The sequence below is a fragment of the Trinickia fusca genome (genome assembly GCF_003628145.1).
Classification (GTDB): Bacteria; Pseudomonadota; Gammaproteobacteria; order Burkholderiales; family Burkholderiaceae; genus Trinickia; species Trinickia fusca.
Genome location: NZ_RBZV01000004.1, coordinates 1 through 21,389, shown reverse-complemented (window position 1 = coordinate 21,389; position 21,389 = coordinate 1). Strand labels below are relative to the sequence as shown.

15 protein-coding genes and 1 pseudogene are annotated in these 21,389 nt (G+C 62.5%); 11 read left to right on the top strand and 5 right to left on the bottom strand.

What is annotated here, in order from left to right:
• The 6 genes and pseudogenes from D7S89_RS12175 to D7S89_RS28290 form a co-directional block, all read left to right on the top strand.
• Nucleotides 1-3,829, top strand: a pseudogene (locus tag D7S89_RS12175) (DUF4347 domain-containing protein); the annotation flags it as partial.
• Nucleotides 3,830-3,863: 34 nt separating this feature from the next.
• Entirely contained in the window at nucleotides 3,864-5,405 is a 1,542-nt protein-coding gene (locus D7S89_RS12170; protein ID WP_121277963.1) for a TolC family protein, read from the top strand.
• Complete coding sequence (locus D7S89_RS12165; RefSeq protein WP_183085168.1) at nucleotides 5,402-6,247, top strand: efflux RND transporter periplasmic adaptor subunit; 846 nt, start codon at nucleotides 5,402-5,404, stop codon at nucleotides 6,245-6,247. Before D7S89_RS12170 ends, D7S89_RS12165 begins: the two co-directional genes overlap by 4 nt.
• Before the next feature lie 9 nt (nucleotides 6,248-6,256).
• The gene (locus tag D7S89_RS12160; protein ID WP_121277962.1) at nucleotides 6,257-7,690 is read left to right on the top strand and encodes an efflux RND transporter periplasmic adaptor subunit; all 1,434 of its coding nucleotides are present in this window, start codon (nucleotides 6,257-6,259) and stop codon (nucleotides 7,688-7,690) included.
• A gap of 9 nt (nucleotides 7,691-7,699) precedes the next feature.
• Nucleotides 7,700-9,832, top strand: a complete 2,133-nt coding sequence (locus tag D7S89_RS12155) for an HlyD family efflux transporter periplasmic adaptor subunit (RefSeq protein WP_121277961.1) — start codon at nucleotides 7,700-7,702, stop codon at nucleotides 9,830-9,832.
• 110 nt (nucleotides 9,833-9,942) lie between these two features.
• A complete protein-coding gene (locus D7S89_RS28290; protein WP_425470787.1) occupies nucleotides 9,943-10,071 on the top strand; it encodes a hypothetical protein in 129 nt (42 codons plus the stop codon).
• Nucleotides 10,072-10,361: 290 nt separating this feature from the next.
• Here the strand turns inward: D7S89_RS28290 and D7S89_RS12145 are convergent, their stop codons facing one another.
• The 4 genes from D7S89_RS12145 to D7S89_RS12130 form a co-directional block, all read right to left on the bottom strand.
• A complete protein-coding gene (locus D7S89_RS12145; RefSeq protein WP_121277960.1) occupies nucleotides 10,362-12,068 on the bottom strand; it encodes a tetratricopeptide repeat protein in 1,707 nt (568 codons plus the stop codon).
• 290 nt (nucleotides 12,069-12,358) lie between these two features.
• Nucleotides 12,359-13,522, bottom strand: coding sequence for a lysozyme inhibitor LprI family protein (locus D7S89_RS12140; RefSeq protein ID WP_147426637.1), 1,164 nt, complete (start codon nucleotides 13,520-13,522; stop codon nucleotides 12,359-12,361).
• A gap of 271 nt (nucleotides 13,523-13,793) precedes the next feature.
• A complete protein-coding gene (locus D7S89_RS12135) occupies nucleotides 13,794-14,999 on the bottom strand; it encodes an MFS transporter (protein ID WP_121277958.1) in 1,206 nt (401 codons plus the stop codon).
• The gene (locus D7S89_RS12130; RefSeq protein ID WP_121277957.1) at nucleotides 14,996-15,361 is read right to left on the bottom strand and encodes a RidA family protein; all 366 of its coding nucleotides are present in this window, start codon (nucleotides 15,359-15,361) and stop codon (nucleotides 14,996-14,998) included. The genes D7S89_RS12135 and D7S89_RS12130 overlap by 4 nt, the downstream gene beginning before the upstream one ends.
• Nucleotides 15,362-15,495: 134 nt before the next feature.
• On the opposite strand from D7S89_RS12130, the gene D7S89_RS12125 reads away from it, so the two are divergent.
• Nucleotides 15,496-16,314 carry a TrmB family transcriptional regulator gene (locus tag D7S89_RS12125; RefSeq protein WP_121277956.1) on the top strand — a complete coding sequence of 273 codons (819 nt, stop codon included), beginning with the start codon at nucleotides 15,496-15,498 and terminating at the stop codon, nucleotides 16,312-16,314.
• A 261-nt stretch (nucleotides 16,315-16,575) separates the two neighbouring features.
• On the opposite strand, the gene D7S89_RS12115 is transcribed toward D7S89_RS12125, so the two are convergent.
• Nucleotides 16,576-17,214, bottom strand: a complete 639-nt coding sequence (locus D7S89_RS12115; protein ID WP_121277954.1) for a hydrolase — start codon at nucleotides 17,212-17,214, stop codon at nucleotides 16,576-16,578.
• Nucleotides 17,215-17,431: 217 nt separating this feature from the next.
• On the opposite strand from D7S89_RS12115, the gene D7S89_RS12110 reads away from it, so the two are divergent.
• From D7S89_RS12110 to D7S89_RS12090, 4 genes are all read left to right on the top strand, one after another.
• Nucleotides 17,432-18,328, top strand: a complete 897-nt coding sequence (locus tag D7S89_RS12110) for a LysR substrate-binding domain-containing protein (protein WP_121277953.1) — start codon at nucleotides 17,432-17,434, stop codon at nucleotides 18,326-18,328.
• Nucleotides 18,329-18,568: 240 nt separating this feature from the next.
• Nucleotides 18,569-19,351, top strand: a complete 783-nt coding sequence (locus D7S89_RS12105) for a hypothetical protein (RefSeq protein WP_121277952.1) — start codon at nucleotides 18,569-18,571, stop codon at nucleotides 19,349-19,351.
• A gap of 197 nt (nucleotides 19,352-19,548) precedes the next feature.
• Entirely contained in the window at nucleotides 19,549-19,932 is a 384-nt protein-coding gene (locus D7S89_RS12100; protein ID WP_121277951.1) for an ATP-dependent protease, read from the top strand.
• A gap of 417 nt (nucleotides 19,933-20,349) precedes the next feature.
• A complete protein-coding gene (locus tag D7S89_RS12090) occupies nucleotides 20,350-20,964 on the top strand; it encodes a hypothetical protein (protein WP_121277949.1) in 615 nt (204 codons plus the stop codon).
• Nucleotides 20,965-21,389 lie beyond the last annotated feature (425 nt).

Sequence of the window (21,389 nt, the reverse complement as noted above, 5' to 3'; positions counted from 1 at the left end):
CAACGCAACGACAGGTGTGCTGACGCTGACATCGGCAGGTGGGATCGCGACGCTCGCGCAGTGGCAAGCTGCGCTCGATGCGGTGACGTACACCGACACGGCGATTACGCCGAACAACGCGACACGCACGATCAGCTTCACGGCCAACGATGGCGTGAACACGAGCAACACGGCCACGCGCACGGTGACGGTGGCCGACGTCGACCAGACGCCGATCGTGACGACCACAGGCGGCACGACGAACTACGTTGGCGGGACGAGTGCGACGGCGGTCGATGGCGGCGTGACGGTGAGTGACCGCGATAACACCACGCAGTCGACTGGGACGGTATCGATCACCACCGGCTTCCACAGCGGCGACACGTTGTCGTTCACGAACACGAGTTCCTTGCTGTTCGGCAACATCGTCGCGTCCTACAACGCGGGGACGGGCGTGCTGACGCTGAGCTCGTCCGGCGCGACGGCGCAGGACGCCCAATGGGCGAACGCGTTCGACGCGGTGACGTTCTCGGCGGGCGTGTCGGCAACGCCGGGCAACCGCACGGTGTCGTTCATCGTCAACGACGGCATCGAGAACAGCACGGCGGCGACGAAGACCGTCGACGTGCTGGGACCGCCGACGGTGACGACCGATTCGGGTTCGGCGTCGTTCACGGCGGGAGACAACGTCACGTCGACGCCGGTGACGATCGATTCGGGCTTGACGGTGACGGACGGCAGCAGCTCGACATTGGCCTCAGCGACGATCGCGATCACGGGAAACTTCCACAGCGGCGAAGACGTGTTGGCGTTCACGAACAACGGCTCGACGATGGGCAACATCGCGGGCGCGTACAACGCAACGACAGGTGTGCTGACGCTGACATCGGCAGGTGGGATCGCGACGCTCGCGCAGTGGCAAGCTGCGCTCGATGCGGTGACGTACACCGATACGGCGATTACGCCGAACAACGCGACGCGCACGATCAGCTTCACGGCCAACGACGGCGTGAACACGAGCAATACGGCCACGCGCACGGTGACGGTGGCCGACGTCGACCAAACACCGATCGTGACGACGACGGGCGGCACGACGAACTATACCGCTGGCGCGAGCGCGACGACCGTCGATGGTGGCGTGACGGTGAGCGACCTCGACAACACGACGCAGGCGTCCGGGACGGTGACGATTGGAAGCGGCTTCCACAGCGGCGACACGCTTGCATTCACGAACACGAGCCTCACGCTATTCGGCAACATCACAGCGTCCTACAACGCCGGGACCGGCGTGTTGACGCTGAGCTCGTCCGGCGCGACGGCCACCGACGCACAATGGGCGAACGCGTTCGACGCGGTGACGTTTTCGGCGGGCACGTCGGCAACGGTGGGCAACCGGACGATCTCGTTCGTCGTCAACGATGGCACAGAGAACAGCGCAGCAGCGACGAAGACTGTCGACGTGCTGGGGCCGCCGACGGTGACGACCGATTCGGGCTCGGCGGCGTTCACGGCGGGTGACAACGTCGCGTCGACGCCGGTGACGATCGATTCGGGCCTGACGGTGACGGACGGCAGCAGCTCGACGCTGGCTTCGGCGACGATCGCGATCACGGGCAACTTCCACAGCGGCCAGGACGTGCTGGCGTTCACGAACGATGGCTCGACGATGGGCAACATCGCGGGGGCGTACAACGCGACGACGGGCGTGCTGACGTTGACCTCATCGGGTGCGAGCGCGACGCTCGCGCAATGGCAGGCAGCGCTCGATGCGGTGACCTATACCGATACCGCGATCACGCCGAACAACGCGACGCGCACGATCAGCTTCACGACCAACGACGGCGTGAACACGAGCAACACGGCTACCCGCACGGTGACCGTGGCCGACGTCGACCAAACACCGATCGTGACGACCACAAGCGGCACGACGACCTACGAGGCGGGCGCGAGCGGGACGACGGTCGATGGCGGCGTGACGGTCAGCGACCGCGATAACGCGACGCTGGCATCCGCGACGGTGACGATCGGGAGCGGCTTCCAGAGCGGCGACACGCTGTCGTTCTCGAACACGAACAGCACGCTCTTCGGCAACATCAGCGCTTCCTACAACGCCGGGACCGGTGTGCTGACGCTGACCTCGGCGGACGCGTTGGCCACCGACGCGCAATGGGCGAACGCGTTCGACGCCGTGACGTTTTCGGCGGGCACGTCGGCCACGGTGGGCAACCGCACGATCTCGTTCGTCGTCAACGACGGCATCGAGAACAGCACGGCGGCGACGAAGACTGTCGAGGTGGTGGGGCCGCCGACGGTGACGACCGATTCGGGCTCGGCGGCGTTCACGGCGGGCGACAACGTCACGTCGACGCCGGTGACGATCGACTCGGGACTGGCGGTGGCCGACCCGACCAGCACGACGCTCTCGACGGCGACGGTCGCGATCACGGGCAACTTCCACAGCGGCGAGGACGTGCTTTCGTTCACGAACGACGGTGCGACGATGGGCAACATCGCCAGCTCGTATAACGCCACCACCGGCGTGCTGACGCTGACTTCGTCCGGTTCGAGCGCAACGCTTGCACAGTGGCGCGCGGCCCTCGACGCGATCCTCTACACCGATACCGCGATCACGCCGACCAACACGACGCGCACGATCAGCTTCACCGTCAACGACGGCACGGCAAGCAGTGCCCTCGCGACGCGCACGGTGACGGTGGCCGACACCGACCAGACACCGATCGTGACGACCTCGAGCAGTACGACGTCGTTCACCGGCAATGTGAACGGTACCGCGGTGCCGGTGGCGATCGACTCGGGCATCGCCGTGTCGGACCGCGACAACACGACATTGGCCAGCGCGACGGTGTCGATCACGGACGGCTACAAGAGCGGCGAGGACCTGCTCGCGTTCAAGAACGACGGCGCGACGATGGGCAACATCTCGGGCTCGTTCAATGCGGCGACGGGCGTGCTGACGCTGACTTCGTCGGGCAACAGCGCGACGCTAGCGCAATGGCAGGCTGCGCTGGCGGCCGTGACCTACGTCGACGACTCGACGAACGCAACCGGCGGCACGCGGACGGTCGCCTTCACGATCAACGACGGCACGAAGAACAGCGTGGCGGCGACGCACATGGTCGCCGTGAACCCCGGGGAGGCCCCGGCCGAGACGCTGATCGTCCAGGTGACCGACGACATGCCGCCTCCGCCCGACACGCCTACTGTCGCGGACGGCGCGCACTCGGCGCCGCTGATCGTGCTCGTGGAACTCGACAACGCGTCGGAGCCGGGCGCTATCCCAACGAACGTGCACACGGCAACCTTCTCGGGCGACGCACACCAAGGGAACCGCGGCTCGGTCGGCGAGACGAGCGTGACGGCGCCGATCGAGACGCCATCCGAATCGACGCACGCGCCGATCGACATCCCGGTGGTGATCGACCACAGGAATGCACTGTTGGGCCAGCCGTTCGCGCTTGCGCTGCAGACCGCGCCGACGGGTCGCGGAGACGAGGGCACGGGCGGCCTCGTGACTATCGCCGTGAGGCAAGCCGACGGCCGCCCGCTGCCGGCCTGGGTGCACTACGACCCCGCCACGGGCGTGCTCTCCGGCACGGCGCCGGCCGACGGGCCGCGTGAACTGCATATGGTCGTCGTATTGCGCGACACCTCGGGCCATGTGACGCGCCGTGATGTCGTGCTCGATTTCCGCGGCTCGCGGAACGTGCACGCTGCGGGTCACCACGATGTGCCGCATGCGGCGCGTGCCGCAGCGAAGCCGTCGCTCGCCGACCAGTTCGTCCGTCAGCGGCGCGCCTTTCACGTAGCGCAGGCAAGCAGGACCGCATGAGCCGATTCCGACATTCAAAAGGGGATAACAAGACGTGAACCGACCTTTCGCCGCAACGCTCACCGTGCCGCGCGTCAGCCGGCCGACCCTTGTCGCGCTCGCCGTGGCGGCGCTCTGGCTGTCCGGCTGCGCGGTTCGTCCGATACCGTTTACCGACGCCGAACGTGCGCAGACCGCGCAGAAAGACCGTACCGAGATGTTCAGCAAGCAGGAGCCGGTGCGCGGTCCGATCACGCTTGAAGAGGCGATGGCGCGCGCGATCAGCTACAACCTCGATCATCGGCAAAAGATGATGGAAGAGGCGTTGGCGCAGAAGCAGCTCGACCTGTCGAACTTCGATCTGCTGCCGAAGCTGACGGCGCAGGCCGGCTATACGTATCGCAACCATCCACTCGCATCGACGTCGGTGAGCCTGACTAACCCGAATACCACGACCGTGCCGCCGTCGTATTCCAGCGACCAGAGCGACCGCACTGCCGACCTCGGCCTTTCCTGGAACCTGCTCGACTTCGGTGTCAGCTATTTCGAGGCCAAGGAGCAGTCCGACCGCGTGCTCGTGCTGGGTCAGCGTCGCCGCAAGGTCGTGCAGCTGATGATGCAGCAGGTGCGCGAGGCGTACTGGCAGGCGGCGGGTGCCCAGCGGTTGCACGACCGGATCGGCCCGCTGGTCGAGCAGGCGAGCGCCGCGCTCGACGATTCGCGCCGGGCGCAGAACGAGCGGCTCGCCGCGCCGCTCGAAACGCTGAACTACCAGCACGACCTGCTCGACATCCTGCGGCAGCTCGAAGCCGTGCGCGCCCAGCTCGACGAAGCGAAGCCGCGGCTCGCCTCGTTGATGAATCTCGAGCCCGGCAAGGACTTCACGCTCGCGCCTCCGAACGGCTTTGCCGAGCCCGTCGTCGACATGCCCGTCGAGCAGATGGAGACATCGGCCCTCGAACGTCGCCCGGAGCTCGTCGAGGCGAGCTACAACGAGCGCATCAGCGTCAACGAAACGCACAAGGCGCTGGCCAAGCTCTTGCCCGGCATCGAAGTGGAGGTCGGCACGCACTACGACAGCAACAGCTTCCTCGCCTTCCACGCGTGGCGTGAAGCGGGCCTGCGCGTCAGCTGGAACCTGCTGAACCTGCTCAACGTGAAGACGATCAAGGGGACGGCCGATGCGCAGCTCGAGGTGGCGCGCACGCAGCGGCTCGCACTTTCCATGGCGGTGCTGACGCAGGTGCACGTCGCACGCACCGATCTCGACGCGAAACGTCGACAGTTCGAGCTGTACAAGCAGATGAACGACGTGGACCAGCAGATTCTCGAGCACACGCGCAACGCCGCGCAGGCCAGCGCGGTCGGCAAGCTCAACGAGATCCGCGCGGCCGTCGGCGCCATGACGACGGAACTGCGCCTCTACGAGAGCTATGGCGAGCTCGAAAGCGCCTACGGGCAGATGCTCGCGACGCTCGGCCTCGATCCGGTGCCGGGCACCGTGAAGGGTTACGACCTCGCGTCGCTCGAGCAGTCGATCGCCCAGGAGCAGCAGCACTGGGACCAGTTCGCGCGTGCAGGTGGAGCGAAGCCATGACGTTGAAGCAGGGTTTGACCGCAGTCGCCGTCGCCATTGTCGCAGCGGCATTGCAGTGTCCTGTTGCATCGGCAGCTGGCAGCACGCCCGGCGCGCCGGCTGCGGGGGCGGCGGCGCCGTCGTCTCACGCGGGCGTGCAAACCGTCGCCGTGCAGCCGAATCAGCAGAATGCCGTCGCCGACGACGGCCGCATCCGCATTCAGCTCGTGTCGCGCGACGAGGTCGACGTATCGAGCGAGATCGGCGCGAAGATCGCGTTGCTGCCGTTTCGCGACGGTGATTCGTTCCGTGCCGGGCAAACGCTCGTCTCGCTCGACTGCTCGTTGTACGCGGCGCAACTGCACAAGGCTCAGGCCGAGGCCGACGCCGCGCATGAGCTGTCGCGCGTCGATCAGCGGCTCGCTCAGCTGCACTCGATCGGGGAGCTCGAAGTGACGCAGGCCGAAGCGAAAGCCAAGGCAAGCGCCGCCGAAGTCGCCTACATGCAGGCGAGTGTGCGCAAGTGCGCGATCGTCGCGCCGTTCAACGGCCGCGTGTCGAAGCGCATGGCCGCGGCCGATCAGTTCGCCGAAACGGGCAAGCCGCTCCTGAAAATCGTCGATACCAGCCATCTCGAGCTGAAGATGATCGTGCCGTCGAAATGGCTTGCCTGGCTCAAGCCGGGTCATCCACTGACCGTGCAGGTCGATGAAGTCGGCAAGACCTATGAGGCGCGCGTCGCGCGCATCGGCGCGCGTGTCGACCCGGTCACGCAGACCGTGGACGTCACCGCCGCGCTCGTCGGCGAGATGCCGGAACTACTGCCCGGCATGAGCGGCTGGGCCACGTTTGCTGCGAAGTAGAAGAGACGGATGTCGGACAACGTCAGAATCGACACAGGACAGCTCGCGCTTCTTTGGCAGTTGGCGGCGCGTGCGCGGGAGGCCGCGAGCGAAGAGACGCTCGCGTTCACGATCGTCAACGAGACGCGCTCGCTCGTGCCTTACCGGCAAGCGGCATGGTGGCGTGCGAGCGCGCTGCTACCAGGCGCCATTGGCGCGGTATCGGGATTGCCGCAGAGCGATCCGAGCGCGCCGTACATCCAGTGGCTCGGCGCGGTGTGCCGTGCGCTGGCCCGGCACACTGGACGCCATGCCGGGCACGCGGGACACGCGAACCCACCCGAAGCCGCGGCTTCCACCGGCATGCCGGCCGATCCCGCTGCCGATGCGCCGGCCCGGCCACACGCATTTTCGGCCGCGGACCTTCCGGAGGAACTGGCTGCGGATTGGAGCGCCTGGTGGCCTGCGTGCGCGCTGTGGGTGCCGCTCACGGATCGCGCGGGCCGCTCGTTCGGCGCCGTCGTGTTCGCGCGCGAAGCGCCGTTCAGCCTCAGCGACGAAGTGCTTGCCGCCGAACTCGCGCAGGTCTGGGCTCACGCGCTTTCCGCCTTCGCTCCGCGCGCCACGTGGGCCACGCGGGCGCGCGCGCTGTTGCGCCCCGGCCGTCAGCGACGCCGCGCGCTCGCGGTGCTCGCGCTCGCCGTCGTGATGCCTGTGCCGCTTACCGTGCTCGCGCCGGCAGAAGTCACGGCGAAGGATCCGTTCGTGGTGCGCTCGCCGCTGGACGGCGTCGTCGAGCGTATCTACACGCAGCCGAACCAGCCCGTTGCACCCGGCACACCGCTCTTTGCGCTCGATGCGACGACGCTCGCGTCGCGCTACGCGCTCGCGCACAAGAACTTCGACACGGCCCAGGAGGAATACCGGCAGACGGCGCAGCTCGCCGTCACCGACGACAAGGACCGCCTCGACATGGCCGTGAAGAAGGGCAAGCTCGACGAGAGCGCCGTCGAGCTCGACTACACGGCGGCGCAGCTTGCGCGCGTGCGGGTGCTTGCCGATCGCGCCGGCGTGGCCGTGTTCTCCGACCCTAACGACTGGAACGGCCGCGCCGTCTCGGTCGGCGAGAAGATCATGTTGCTCGCCGATCCGGCGAACGTCGAGCTCACGGCCTACCTGCCTGTTGCCGAAAACGTCGACGTGAAGCCGGGCGCTACGCTCACGCTCTATCCGAAGAGCTCGCCGCTCGCCGCCTACGACGCGCGCATCGACACCGTCTCCTACCGTGCCGAACCGACGCCCGACGGCGTGCTCGCGTACCGCGTGAAGGCGACGTTCGTCGGCGGTGCGCGACCCGTGCTCGGTGTGATGGGCACGTCGCGCATTCACGGCCGCTGGGTGCCGCTCTCGTACTACCTGCTGCGCCGCCCGCTCGCGACGGCGCGGCAGTGGCTCGGCTGGTAAGTGGCACCGATGGACCAGACTGCAACGACCTCCCGCCTTCCCCAACTGCGCCAGGAGCTGACGCTCACGCGCGGCGCCGCCGCGCCCGACGGCGCGCCGACCTGGATGCTGCACGACCCGGCTGCCAATCGCTTCTTCCAGATCGGCTGGCCGGCGTTCGAGATGCTTTCGCGCTGGCCGCTCGACGATCCGCAGGCGATCGTCGCGGCCGTCAACGACGAGACGACGCTGACCGTGTCCGCCGACGACTTCGACGCACTCGTGCGCATGCTGCGCAGGATGAACCTGCTCGTCTCGGCGAGCGCGTTTGACACGGATCGGCTGCAATCCACCGCTGCCGCGAACCGGTTGTCGCACGCCATGTGGCTGCTCAAGCACTATCTGCTGATCCGCGTTCCGCTCTGGCGGCCCATGCCGTTTCTGCGCCGCTTCGCGCGCTATGCCGAACCGGCATACCGGCCTGCGTTTTGGATCCTCGTGCTCGTCTGTGCGACGGTGGGGCTCGTGCTCGTCTCGCGCCGTTGGGACGAGTTCTTGCACACGTTCCATTCGTACACGGATTTACAAGGGCTCGTGGCGATCGGGCTCGCACTCATGTGCGCGAAGGTGCTCCACGAGTTCGGCCATGCGATCACGGCTTATCGCTATGGCTGCCGCGTGCCGACGATGGGCGTGGCGCTGCTCGTGATGCTGCCCGTGCTCTATACCGACACGACCGAGGCCTGGAAGATTCCAGGCCGCACCGAGCGGCTGTTCATCGGCGCGGCGGGGATGCTGAGCGAGCTCGCGCTGGCCGCCTTTGCGACGCTGGCCTGGAACCTGTTGCCCGACGGCCCGCTGCGCGCCGGCGCATTCCTGCTCGCGACGACGACCTGGATCGGCACGCTGACGATCAACGCGAGCCCGTTCATGCGCTTCGACGGCTACTTCCTGCTGTCGGACTGGCTCGGCATGCCGAACCTGCACGACCGCGCGTTTGCCTTCGGCCGCTGGCGCATGCGCGAATGGCTGTTCGGTTTCGGCGATCCGCAGCCCGAACCGTGCACGCCGTCGCGTCGGCGGTTCCTGATCGCGTTTTCGTTTGCTACCTGGTTGTACCGGCTCGTCGTGTTCTTCGGGATCGCGCTCGTCGTTTATCACGCGTTCTTCAAAGCGCTTGGCGCACTCTTGTTCGCCGTCGAGTTCGGCTGGTTCATCGTGCGGCCGATCGCGTACGAAGCGATGGCGTGCTGGCGCCGCCGCGATGCGTTGCACTGGCGACGCGAGATGGTGCGTAGTGCGATGTTAGGCGCGTTCGTCCTGGCGTTTTTCGTGTTGCCCTGGCACGGCGGCGTCAATGCGCCGGCTGTGTTCGGTCCGCTGAGGGCACAGGGTCTCTATGCGCCGGCGGCCGGTTACTTGTCGGCGCAGGCTGCGCTGCCGCGCGACGGCCAACGCGTGCACGCCGGCGACGTGCTGGCGGTGCTCGTATCGCCCGACCTCGAATACCGGCTGAAAACGGCGCAGTCGGAAGAGGCGCTCTTGCGCTGGGAAGTCGAGCAGCAGCCGTTCGACGATCGGCTCTTGCGCGAGGGCGTGGCGCTGCGGCGGCGTTGGGATGCGGCGCGCGAGACCGTCGCCGGGCTCACGGCGCAAGTGGGGGAGCTGACGTTGCGGGCGCCGTTCGACGGGAAGGTCGAGTCCTTGGACGAAGGGCTCGCGGCAGGCACTTGGTTGCCGCGCGGCGAGCGCTTGTTCAATGTGGTTGGGCCGACCGGTATCAAGGGGGAGGCATTCGTCGGGGAGGGCGATGTCGGGCGGGTCACGGCCGGCGATCCGGTTCGGTTCGTCGCGGCGGCGGTTGAAAGTGCTACGTTGCGCTGTCGCGTCGCCGCCGTCGATCGCGTGAATTTGTCGACGCTCGACGAGCCCGCGATTGCGAGCCTTTATGGCGGCCCGGTCCCGGCTCAGATGGAACCAGGCTCGAAGCAGCTCGTGCCGCTTGCTGCGACGTATCGCGTGCGGATCGGGGGCTGCGAGGGGAATGCGGCGCTCGCGCGCCAGATAGTGGGGGCTGCGACGCTCGGTCATGCTCGCGAGAGCTTCGCGTGGCGGGGTGTGAAGTGGGTGGTGGCGGTGTTGCAGCGGGAAGGTGGGGGGTAGAAGAGGGTCTACCACCTGCCGTTTCCATTCGTGGGGGTTGAGTGGCTTGATATCGGGTTGCATGAGCGGGCTTCGGTCATGCACGAGGCCTCGATCACTCAACGCTTGTTTTGAGTACGCTTGCAGAAATTGGCTTCGGGTTTGAGGCCAGAGGTGACGTTGCCAGAGTCTGGGGCTATGCCCCGAAGTCTTATGAAAATTTTCCGCCAGACACATCTCTCTGGCCGACACGGCGCTAGTTTTCAGGGACCTTGAGCGACTTGCCTCGATGGGCGCCGACCGTGTGTCTTCTACTTCGATCATTGACTGGCGTTGTGCCTACGGCTACCGCACCACATCCCGACACCGCGGTGAATGGCCGCTACCGGCAAATCCGACGGACCGCTTCGGGTCGAATGCGTTCGCAGAGCCGCGGAGCCGCCATCGACGTGTCGCACAACGGGCCAACTTCGGACCTTCGACACGGCCGGGCACGATTGACGACAATCGGCGTGCGATGAGCCTGATCGCACCAAATCCGTGCGTTTCCTCAGGGTCGCGGAGCAGACGCCTGCCTCTGTTTCAGCTCGTATGTTGCAAGCGCCTTCTCGATGTCGACAGGTGGACAATAGTTCACCGCGAACTCGAATGCCTTCCTAGCCGCTTCGTTGTCGCCGCGGCTGAGGCTTGCTTCACCGAGATACGTGTTCGCCTCACAAAGCCGACTCTTACGATTACCTTCAACCGCTCCGTCGGCACTCGCCAGTAGTTGGGAATCGCTCAGCTTGCCGGAATAGAAAGCGATGACTGGCCACGGCCATTTAGCGTGATCGAGCACAGCCGCGTCGTTCGCGAGATCGGTCTGGTCATCGAGGTGCGCTTTCATCGCGGCCAAGTGCCGCCAGATCACCGCGTAGTATTGCTGAGCGCCGTCGGCTTTAAAGTCGCCTCTATGAAGGCGTTGCAACCACACTTCCAAGTCCGCTCCGGACTCTGCCCAACGCCCACGATAAAAGAGAACTTGAGCTTTCGCGAACAGCAGATGAGGAGACACCGGGTCCAACCGCTGTGCAGTGTTCAAGTCGCTTAGTGCGTCATCGTAGCGACCCATTATGGTCAGATCTTTCCCTCTGAATACCCAGGCGTCTGCCTCAAGGGGGGCGGTCCGTATGATCCGCGTGTAGTTATCGATAGCTTCCGCAAAGTTGCCCGCGTTTTCCCAAAGTTCCGCCCGATCCCAGTAGACGTCGAGATCCGATGGATCAAGCCGCTGTGCAGTGGCGAGATCTTCGAATGCTTGCTCGTATCGCCCCGCATGACGATAGGTTCGCGCGCGTAGCACGTAGGGCCGCACGGCTTGCGGTGTCATGCGGATAGAATCGCTGAAGTCCGCAATCGCTTCGTCGTACTTGCCGGCCTTGTCGAAAGCGATACCGCGCATGCGATGCGTGAGCTCTCTGTAGGGAAACGCGGTTAGTGCCGTGGTGTAATCGCGTATCGTCAGGTCCATCTGATTGAGTTCTTCGAAAGCAGATGCCCGATAGATCAGCGCGAAATAGTCATTGGGGTTCTGGGCTAGAACCGTGTCGAGCTCCTTGATCGCGTCGGCGAAACGATGAAGCTCTGTCAACACAATACTAAGATCCACGCGATCGTTCGGCGAGAGCGGCTCGAGTGCTTCGGCCGAGTCGTAGTCTGCGAGCGCAGCAGCGTATTGCTTCGTTTCCTTGTATGCGAAGGCACGCCCTGTATAGGTAACGCTAAAGCGTTGGTTCAGTTCAATAGAGTGCGTGAAGTCGGCGATTGCGAGTTCGTACTGCTGCTTGTGAAGACGCGCATATCCGCGGTTCATGAACGCAATCGCGTCGTCAGGATCGATCCCAATCGCTCTCGAGTAGTCATCGATTGCCGCATCATAATCGGCAAGCTGCTGCTTCGCGATTCCGCGGTCCACCAATGCAAAGTGGTTGAGCTCGATGCTAAGCACCGCGTCGTATCCACGCACCGCATCTGCAAATCGGCCCGCGTGAAGATCCTTCAACGCTTGACGGAAATAGTGCTGTGCCAGCTCGTGCGCGCCATTCGCGATGGGTGTCGATGCATTGTTATCCCGAGAACCGGTGGAAGCCGCGGCCTCGAATGCGCTCTCGGGGCGCGGAAAATCGAGGCTTGCAGCGTTGTCGCTACCCATGGCGTATGCAACGTTCAACGCAAGAAGCGCCGTAAGCGCGCTGAGGCAACGTCGAGCGGTGCTCATCTGTACTCCGTCAAATCGATCTACCTCGGCTATAGGCAGAGCGACCTGGCACTTAAATTCGAAGATAGCCAGACTCTGTTGAGATGGGCGGCCGCTTTAGGACGATCTGCAGGACGCAGGCATCGCATGCCTTCCGCATAAATCCTGCCGTCGACGAAGGTGCTACGGCCGGCGATGTCAGGCAGAAGTCGGCCAGGAGGGGATGTTCGTCTAAAGTGTGTGACTGACCGCTCTTGACACTGAACAGTGTCCATCATTAGGGCAGTGGAGAGACACCAACATTAGGGATGTCACTCGCAAAGATCGTAGGCCCCGAAGATGATTGTGCTGACCGCTTCCAGGGCTTGCGCTTCAGCAAGGGATGGGGGGACACCGAAACGGTTCGAATAGTACCTCGCCAGCCCATCGGTGGCGTTACGAATCAACACAGGATGCCGTGCCACGAAGCGCGGTTCATCCTCGTCTTTCGCAGGGTCGTCGTTACTTTCGTCCTGACCTCCCGGACTCACATCGAGTTTTTTAGCCTTCCATAAGTCAGTGCGGTGCAAACGAACGGCCACCAGTGTTTTGCCGAAGTTACGTCCGAGACTAAACCGAATCGTGCTTGGACAGAACGGTTGGGCGGCCACCGCCGCTTTCGTCAGGCGATCCAGAGCTTCCAGGCTCGACGTCATTGCCTCGCAGTCGCTCCGGATCAATTGACCATCGATTGCTCCGCCGTATACCGCATCCAGGGCATCGATCAATCCGGGGCGTCGCGCAAGTGCCGAACACGGCATCGTCAGCGCATAGTCACTGACCGATGCGACGTCCAGGAATGCGGAGAAGTTTTTATCAGACGCCGCCGCATCATGTGCGTCCGCAACGTCGGACAAAGGTTGTGCCCAGGGCTTTTCGTGAAACGACTCGAACGCCGGGCCGATCAGTTTGGCGACTACACTCGCGCGGCCGACGGCATCGGCGATGGTGGCGTAACGATAGATAGCCTCGTATAACACGGCAGATTTCGGATTTTGCCGATCTAGTTCTGTAAGCGCGACATCTGGGGCCTGGAAAAGTGCCGCGACCGCCAATTCATTCAACCGCTCGTCGTACGTTTCGACGAGACACGAATGCATGTCGCCTTTCGCACATCGCTCGTTGCGCGTCTTCAGCCACTGTCGTTGGAGGATTGGCTGTTGAGACATGCCCTGGTTGAAGGCGTCCGTCTGAGATGCGGTGAACAACGTAGCCATTGTTCGATCACGTGCGGCAAGCGCGGCATCGCTACAAATCGTCGTTTCGATGGCGTTGTTCGCTGACCCACACGAAAAGCTTGGGCCGGAGATCGCCCGATTCTGCGCGAAACATGCCATTGGCACTTCCAGCGCCGCGGCTAGCAGAGCAATGAGGACAATCAAACGCATTGCGCGCGCGGTCCATATCGTGACCGACAATCCAGTCTTGGCTTCCAAGGCTTGATCCCCGCTTATTCGCTATGTGGCGAGATACTACCGTTGCTGCCGAACTTGTCCAAGTATTCTCGCAAACGGACATCCGGGCGTGTATCGCAAACGTCCGTTGTGGGTCGAGGGAGGCCAGTTGCGTGCGGCTACTCTCGGCCACTTTCGGACGTCCACACCTCTCCAGACCTACGACGGATTTCGTCGAAAACCGGTCGCTGGTTGTTCTCTTCCGCCGACCGGCTTACCTAGCGTACGACACGGCCGTCAGGGGCATGGGCGCTCAACCGGCGCGCGTCGATTCTACTGACACGTCGATCATCGTCGACCTCATACTTATCAACGCTGCCACTGTGGTGGCGACGGCGGCTACGATCATCATCACGCCCCAGCCGACAAGTTCGACGAGTATCCCGGCTGCCACGGCGCCGCAGGCTCCGGCCCCGTAATAGAGCATCAGGTATGCCGCATTCAACGCACCGGCGCGCGCTGGCTGAATCGCAACGACACTCGCCTGGTTCGCAACCTGAGCGGCAAAGCAGCCCGCATCAAAAGTTGCAAGCGCAACTACCAACCAGCCCGGACGGCCGAGCGAAACGCCGAGTACCAGGGTTGAAATTGCCGACACAGCCAACCCATAGCGGATGACTGCACGGCCACCGTATCGATCAGCGAGTCGTCCCGCGACCCGCGTTACAGCGAGACCGAGCACACCGGCGAGACTATATGAGCCAATTGTCGCGGCGCTCAGGCTGTATGGCGATTGAGCGAGACGGATGGCGAGTCCAACCCACACCAGATTGAACGCAAAAAACCACAACATGCCGGCGCAGGCGCGGCGCCTTAGCTCAACGTACTCGCACAACAATGACGGGATGGCACCGACGGTTGTCGAATAGCCGCGATATCTCCCGGCACCGCCGCCTGGTAAAAACGCTCTCCCCCCGATGGCCGAGAGAGCAACAAATCCCGCGAGGACGAGCAGGGCTCCTCTCCATCCACACCACTGCGCCAAGAGACCGCCCACGAAGCGACTTAGCAAGATCCCGGCGGAAATGCCCGCAGATACCGTTCCCATACCGCGCGCACGTGTCTGTGGATCTACATATTTTCCGACAACAGCGCTGCACTGCGCCGCGACCGTCGTTGCCGCACCAACGAGAAAGAAGCCGATATCGAGCGCGACCGGTCCAGCCGCAACGGACGCACATGCGAGCAGCAGAGCGAGTGCGCCCATCTGCACAGGAATGAGCCCGCGCGGACTGAACCGGTCAACCAACGGAACAAGCAGCGCGAGGCCGACCAGATAGCCGAGCATCGTCACCGACGCAAGGGGCGTCATTCGCGACGCCGACACGCCGAAATCTCTCGCGATATCCGACAGCGAAGGCTGTAACGCATAGCCGTTGGCGATCGCCACACCTGCTGCAAGAGCAAGCGCGGCGACTGCGGCACCAGACAGTCGCGTGCCCTTGTCGGTGACGGTCATGTTCGTGTTCTGACCGCGACCGCCTCGACCTCGACAAGTATCGATGGATCGACGAAGGGCAGCGCATGCACCAGCGAAAACGCCGGGCGAATATCGCCGTAGATCTCGCCATGTGCACGTGCGGCAGCTTCCCAGTTGTCGAAGTCCGCAACCACCAGTCGGCTCTGGACGACATCGGTCAACGCGAAGCCGCTATCCACTAGAACTTTTTCGACCGTCGACAGCGCGTCGCGCGTCTGTGCATACACGTCCTCCCCTTTACCAGCCGTTCCCGAAATGTAGATGGTGTTGTCGACGACCACTGCGCGCGAGTAGCCGACCTTCGGCTCCCACGGAGAGCCGGTGCTGATCCGATGATGCATGGTGAGCGATCTCTTCGATAAGGTTGATGGCGGTACTTACTACTTCAGTAGTAAGTGTCGGGGATTGTATACTACTCCAGTAGTTAATCAAGCGATCCGGTAACCGATCGAGATGGAAACAAGAGCGAGCACACATGAACGAAGACGCGGAACTGATCACATCGTTGATCCGTCTTGGATTTACCCAATACGAAGCGCAGGCATACGCGGCCCTCGTCGGGCAGGCCCCACTGACGGGTGCCGAGGTTGGTCGACGCGCCGGAATGCCGCCGTCAAAAATCTATGAAACGTTGAACCGCCTCGAAGCTCGCGGCGTGGTGCTCGTCAACCGATCCGAACCCGTCCGCTATGCGGCCGTGCCTCACCGGTCGTTGCTGGAGGAACTGCGCACGCGATTCAATGCTGATCTCGAACTGGCTGCTGCTGCGCTCGATCGTCTACCGGCGCGGCAAGAGCCGGGACTGGTGTGGTCGCTGAGTGGGCGGGAAGCGATCAATAGCGCGTTCGCGCGCATCATCCTGAATGCGAAGAGGCAGATTTTTGCGGGCATCTGGGACGAAGAACTCGACGATCTGGGGAGCTTGCTCGAAGCCGCCGCAGCGCGCGGTGTGGATACACACGTTGCGATTTATGGCAATCGCGTCCTCAACGGGCCGCGAATCTACGATATGGCCAAGTGCGGCGCCAGCGCGAGGCTCAGGCTATCGGGACGCCGGCTTGCGGTCGCGGTCGCGGACGACACCGATGCGGTAGTGGCGGAGTTTGGTGGCCACTCTCCCGACCAGGCAACCTTGACGACCAATCCGGTCATTGCTCTGCTGGCGGTCGAATACATCAAGGCCGACGTGAGCGGGCGGGTATTGATCGATGCATTGAAGCCGGCGGAATACAAGAAGCTCCAGAAGAATCCCGACATGCAAGTGATGCTTGCGCCGCTTGATAAGAAGAACTGAGGAAGGCCGCGATAGTGGTCTCCGCTAGTGCCGACGTAGGCTGAGTATCGCGTTGCTCGTACCTCTGGCGACGACGATCGTTGTGCCTGCAAAAGCCGTCATTGAAGTCGTAGCCGCTCGAAGTCTGCTCTGGGGCGATTTCCACCGACGGCTGCCGGCTGGGATCGGCCAGATTGAGACGTTCGACAGAGCCGTGGTCGAAGGTTCGCCGGAGCTTGCGGATACGCGCGGACGGTAACGTAACCGGCCGCGCGTGACGCGTCAGTTCTTGTCATACGAGAACTGGATGCCGGCCGTGCCGCCGGTTTCGATGAACAGGTTGATGAACGCCGGGACCGTCTCGCTGCGTGCCCAGTCGCGTTGTAGCTCGCAGAACAGCTGGGCGACACTGATCATCTTGCCGCCTGCCTGTTCGATACGACGCAACGCGGCTTCGTGCGCTGCGACGGACGTGCCGCCGACCGCATCGACGACGACATAGACCTCGTAGCCGGCCTTCAACGCGTCGAGTGCCGGAAACGTCAGGCAGGCTTCCGTCCAGAGCGCGGTCATGATCAGCTTGTTGCGGCCGGTTGCCTCGACGGCCTTGCGGAATTCGACGTCTTCCCACGAGTTGATGCTGGTGCGATCGTAGGTCGGATAGTCGCCAAGCACCGCGCGCAGTTGTGGGATGGGTGGCTTGTTCAGGCCAGTCTTCACGTTGACCGTCGAATGGACGATCGGCAGATCGTATGCGATAGCCGCCTTTGCGGTCCCCACAATGTTGTTGATCAGCAGCTGACGATCCATCGACGCAATGGAGTTCACCTGAACCGGCTGGTAATCGATGACGATGAATGCCGCATTCTGTGGCGACAGAAGATGATCGTTCGCGGGGTCGCGAATGGGTTCGCTTGCCATGTTTGTCTCCAGAAAACTGTGCAGGAGGTGAAAGAGGGATCCCGAGGATCAAGGCGTGATGCATCGGATCTGCGTGCAACGTCAATCCTATGCCTGCGACAAGCCGGCTTCCAGTTCCGAAAAACTGCCGACTGTGTTCTATGAGCGGAACAACGACGATCCGTTGGTCGGTCCCGATGCCTTAAGATGCCTTTATTGTTCTGCTGAAGGAACAGTGATGGACGACCTGAACGACATCTTCTACTTCGTGAAAGTGGTCGACAACCGCGGTTTCACGCAGGCCGGACAGGCGCTCAACATGCCCAAGTCCAAGCTGAGCCGTCGCATTGCCGAGCTCGAAGCAAAGTACGGCGTTCGCCTGCTTAACCGGTCCACGCGGCATTTCTCGATGACGGAGACGGGACGAGAGTTCTACGAGCGCTGCATCGCGGTGCTCGTGGAAGCCGATGCCGCTCGCGAGGTCATGGAGCGCAGGCTTTCGGAACCCCAAGGCGTGGTGCGCATGAGTTGCCCGACGACGCTGCTCGAATACCGCATCGGGGGTCTCGTGGCTGACTTCATGATGCAATACCCGAAGGTGCAGATCCTTCTCGATGCGACCAATCGCCGGGTCGATGTCCTCGGCGAAGGCCTCGATCTCGCGCTGCGCGTGCGTTTCCCGCCGCTCGAAGACAGCGGGCTCGTCATGCGTGTGCTGTCCGGAAGTCCCCAGCGGCTGATTGCTGCTCCGGCGTTCCTGGAGCGGCAAGCCAAGGTTGCGCATCCGGCGGATATCGTCGGCATGCCCAGCCTCGATTGGGGACCGCGGCGCGATCATGCCTGGGCTCTGGTCGGCCCGGACGGAACGGAGGCGCGCGTGCCTCATGCGCCGCGCTACATCACCGACGATATGACCGCGCTTCGGCAGGCCGCGCTGAAAGGCGTGGGCGTCGTGCAACTGCCATACATGGTCGTCGAAAACGAGATGGAAAACGGCGCGCTGGTCGAAGTGCTGCCGGGCTGGACGCCCAAGGGTGGGCTGGTTCATGCCGTCTTTCCGTCACGCAGAGGCCTGCTGCCCGCCGTGCGACTGCTGATCGACTACCTCGCCACGCACATTCAGAAGGATGAGTGAGCGCTTTGCGCGAGCTATCCCGCTGAGCCGCGCATACCTAAAGTATGCCTAAAGTCTCCAGTCCAATTGCAGTTACTCAATACGAAGAGGGTGCGAGCGTTGATAATCAACGATTTCGCCGGGGGGCTCGGCACCCCGCAACCGTCTTACTGCTTGACTGGAACATATCGGAGTCGCTCCGCGGCTGGTGAAATCCATAGCGTCAAGCCACTTAATTCGATGCCCCGCTCCATATCTTCGATGCGACGTCCCATACCGCTTTCCCTCTATGCATATCTCCAGCTCTACGAGCTTGTGCCACTTCTCCTGCTCCTCTATCGAGTATTCCTGTTTGAATATCGGCCGCTTCTTACGTGGCACGATCACTGGCTGATAGAGACTGATGTCTATCTGGTCGCTATGGTCATGCACCTGCTGTGTGCTCTCACTGCATTGAAAGGCAGCCGATGGACGCAGCCTTTCTACATCGCCTGGCTTCTCCTAGAGGCACTTTCGGCAGTCTTCGCCACACGCTACGGAGGGGTGCATATTCCTCCACTTGTCTGGATCACAGGCCTAGTGCCGCTCGTCCTGCTCTTCATGCCATCCGTTTCGACCTATCTGAAGACACGCCCGCAGATTCGTGCGAGATGGCCGGGCCTCGGAAGCGTGGTGAGAATCGTCTGCTGCGTCTTTTCGCTGGGCGTGTCTAGCCTGTCCATGTACTTCATGCTTGCCTCCGCTCTGCCACACGATAGCCTGGAGAGCGTGCGTAACGCGTTTACTGTGCCCGGAATCGTGCTGCTTGCCACCCTGTTCGGCACTCGTCGCCGACTGGGCGCTATGCGCGAGATTGGATTGGCACTGGTGGCCAGCGTGGTAGCCAATATCCTTCGCGGCGTCGAATTCGCTATCCTGCATGTCTTAAATGATCGGCTACACAGTACATATGTTGTCTGGTGCTGGATCGTCTTCACGGTAGCCGGAGCCGGACTTGTCGTCTATGCTGCGCCGCGGGGGCAACATCCAGAACCGAACATGTGACTTGGCGCGTCTCCGATCGTCCGCCAACGAGAACGCTGAATGTCGGTTCAGGGTCGACGAGCGCCGATTGCCACGCGTAAAAGTCGGCCAAGACCGGACGCTCGACATCGGCGGCTGGATTGCTAACAATCCCGGCAGGTCCGAACCGAAAGAGTGCGCCGAATGATGCAGTTGCAAGTTCTGACATGAGATATGGGATGACAACTACATTCGACGAGGCAACAACGGCGGCGATCGCCGCGTTTGCCCAACTGGATTTCTACACGGCTGTGCAGGCGATGCGCGCTGAGGCGGACTACGACCGCGAACAGGACCAGTGGATCTCGCGCTACATCGACGAGCACGGCGGCGGCGCGGACGATGCGGAATACGACGCCTTGCACGCGCAGGCCCAAGCAACCCCGGAATACGCGCAGTTCGTTGATGCCGTCCGCAGGGAAATCCTTGACTACTTCGGTGTGGCCGACGATCAACTGGACTGGGTGGTCCTGCTGCGCAATGACGACAGCGATGAGCTTTGGGCGGAGGTCAACCGGCGGCGGAGCGTGCTCGGAACCGGTGAAGTGCGCGGCGATCTCTGATCATCGCTTTTCATCGAGTCTTCTCGTAAATCTTCGGGTTTCCCGCGTTTTATGGTAATTATATGGACGCGTTGATTGACTGCTTGAGTTACCTCGATGAGCCCGACGGCGAGATGAGAAGCATATGCGCTAGACCGGGTGACACGTTGGCGATATAGCTTGGCGCCGTCAACAGTTTCAGGAAGCGCTGCCCGAATCAGTTCGAGGCTTTGCAAGACGCGTGCGCTTTTTTGAACTGGCGTCGCACGCACGAGCACGGATCTGCGTTGGTCGCACTTTCGCGCTGCGACTGAATCGATATTGGACTAGGGAACCCCGTTTGACCGCGCAGGGCGGAGTGCGCCGTCCGCACGTCGAGGAGCATCGACGCAACGTCGTCGGTCGCAAGGCAGCCAGAACGGGACATTCGACAGGGCAGTGCAAATCGTCAGCAATCCCCAGAAACTAGCGGATTCTGGCGATGATCGCCCCTTTGATCACTACCTTGAAATGAACGAGCTGACTGTTGGTCTCAATGCGTGGATTATCCAAGATGGAAACTATGACGACTTCAAGCGCGGCGAGTCGTACAAGCTTGCGCTTGAGTTCGGTGGTTCAGCATTGACTCCGTCCTACGAGCGCGCAGTGCGGTGCAAGTACAATGGCACTTCCCGGTACGACGTTGTGGCGCAAGTAATATTTTCGACTCCTGAAGTGTGGGTCATAGACTTCGGTGTCAAGGTCTTTAGCGAAAGCAGGCCGCCTAGATTTGCAAAAATCGGACAGTGGGTGAAGGGTGAAATATGGCTTGGCGTCGACCCGTTCTTTTATAAGGAGCGTCTGCATCGAATGCCACGAATGCCGAACCTTTTCGTCGAATGGGTAGTCGCTCGAATACAGTTTGAAGCCACACCCTGGATCGAAGAAATTTCTGGAATCAGAAGAGTACTCAAGCGTGACAGTGAGCGCGAGGGGTGGATTGATCGAGCAGAGACCGATGCGTGGGCAGACGACGGAGGTCTAGCAGAGTATCTCCTGTCACTGTCGAGATAGATGATTAGATGATTAGGTGATCATGCGGCATGCCTGTCGTTGGAGTTGCCCTATGGGCTAATCTGGTCAACTCGGGTCGACACCGCGACGTGCTTTGGCGTCTACTGGGACAAGAAGCGGGAAGCGCTCATCTCTCACGAGGAACTGGAGATTGCACGCTTGTCACTACAGGGCGGTCTAATTTGGCACGCGTCCGGAGCCGACATGTTTTCCGAAGGCTTTCGCTTGCTACCCGACTATATCGAGGCAGTGGATTTCAATCAGGCCATTTATCGGTTTGACTACGCGACTGGCGAAGCTGTTCTTCGCTAGCGTATGAACGGATTGGAGTGGAGTTGACCCTGTAATCCCGGACACAGCATCACACTAAGGTTGCTGAATCCATCGCACGTCGGAACGCTCGTGGCGAACGATATTTCAACGCG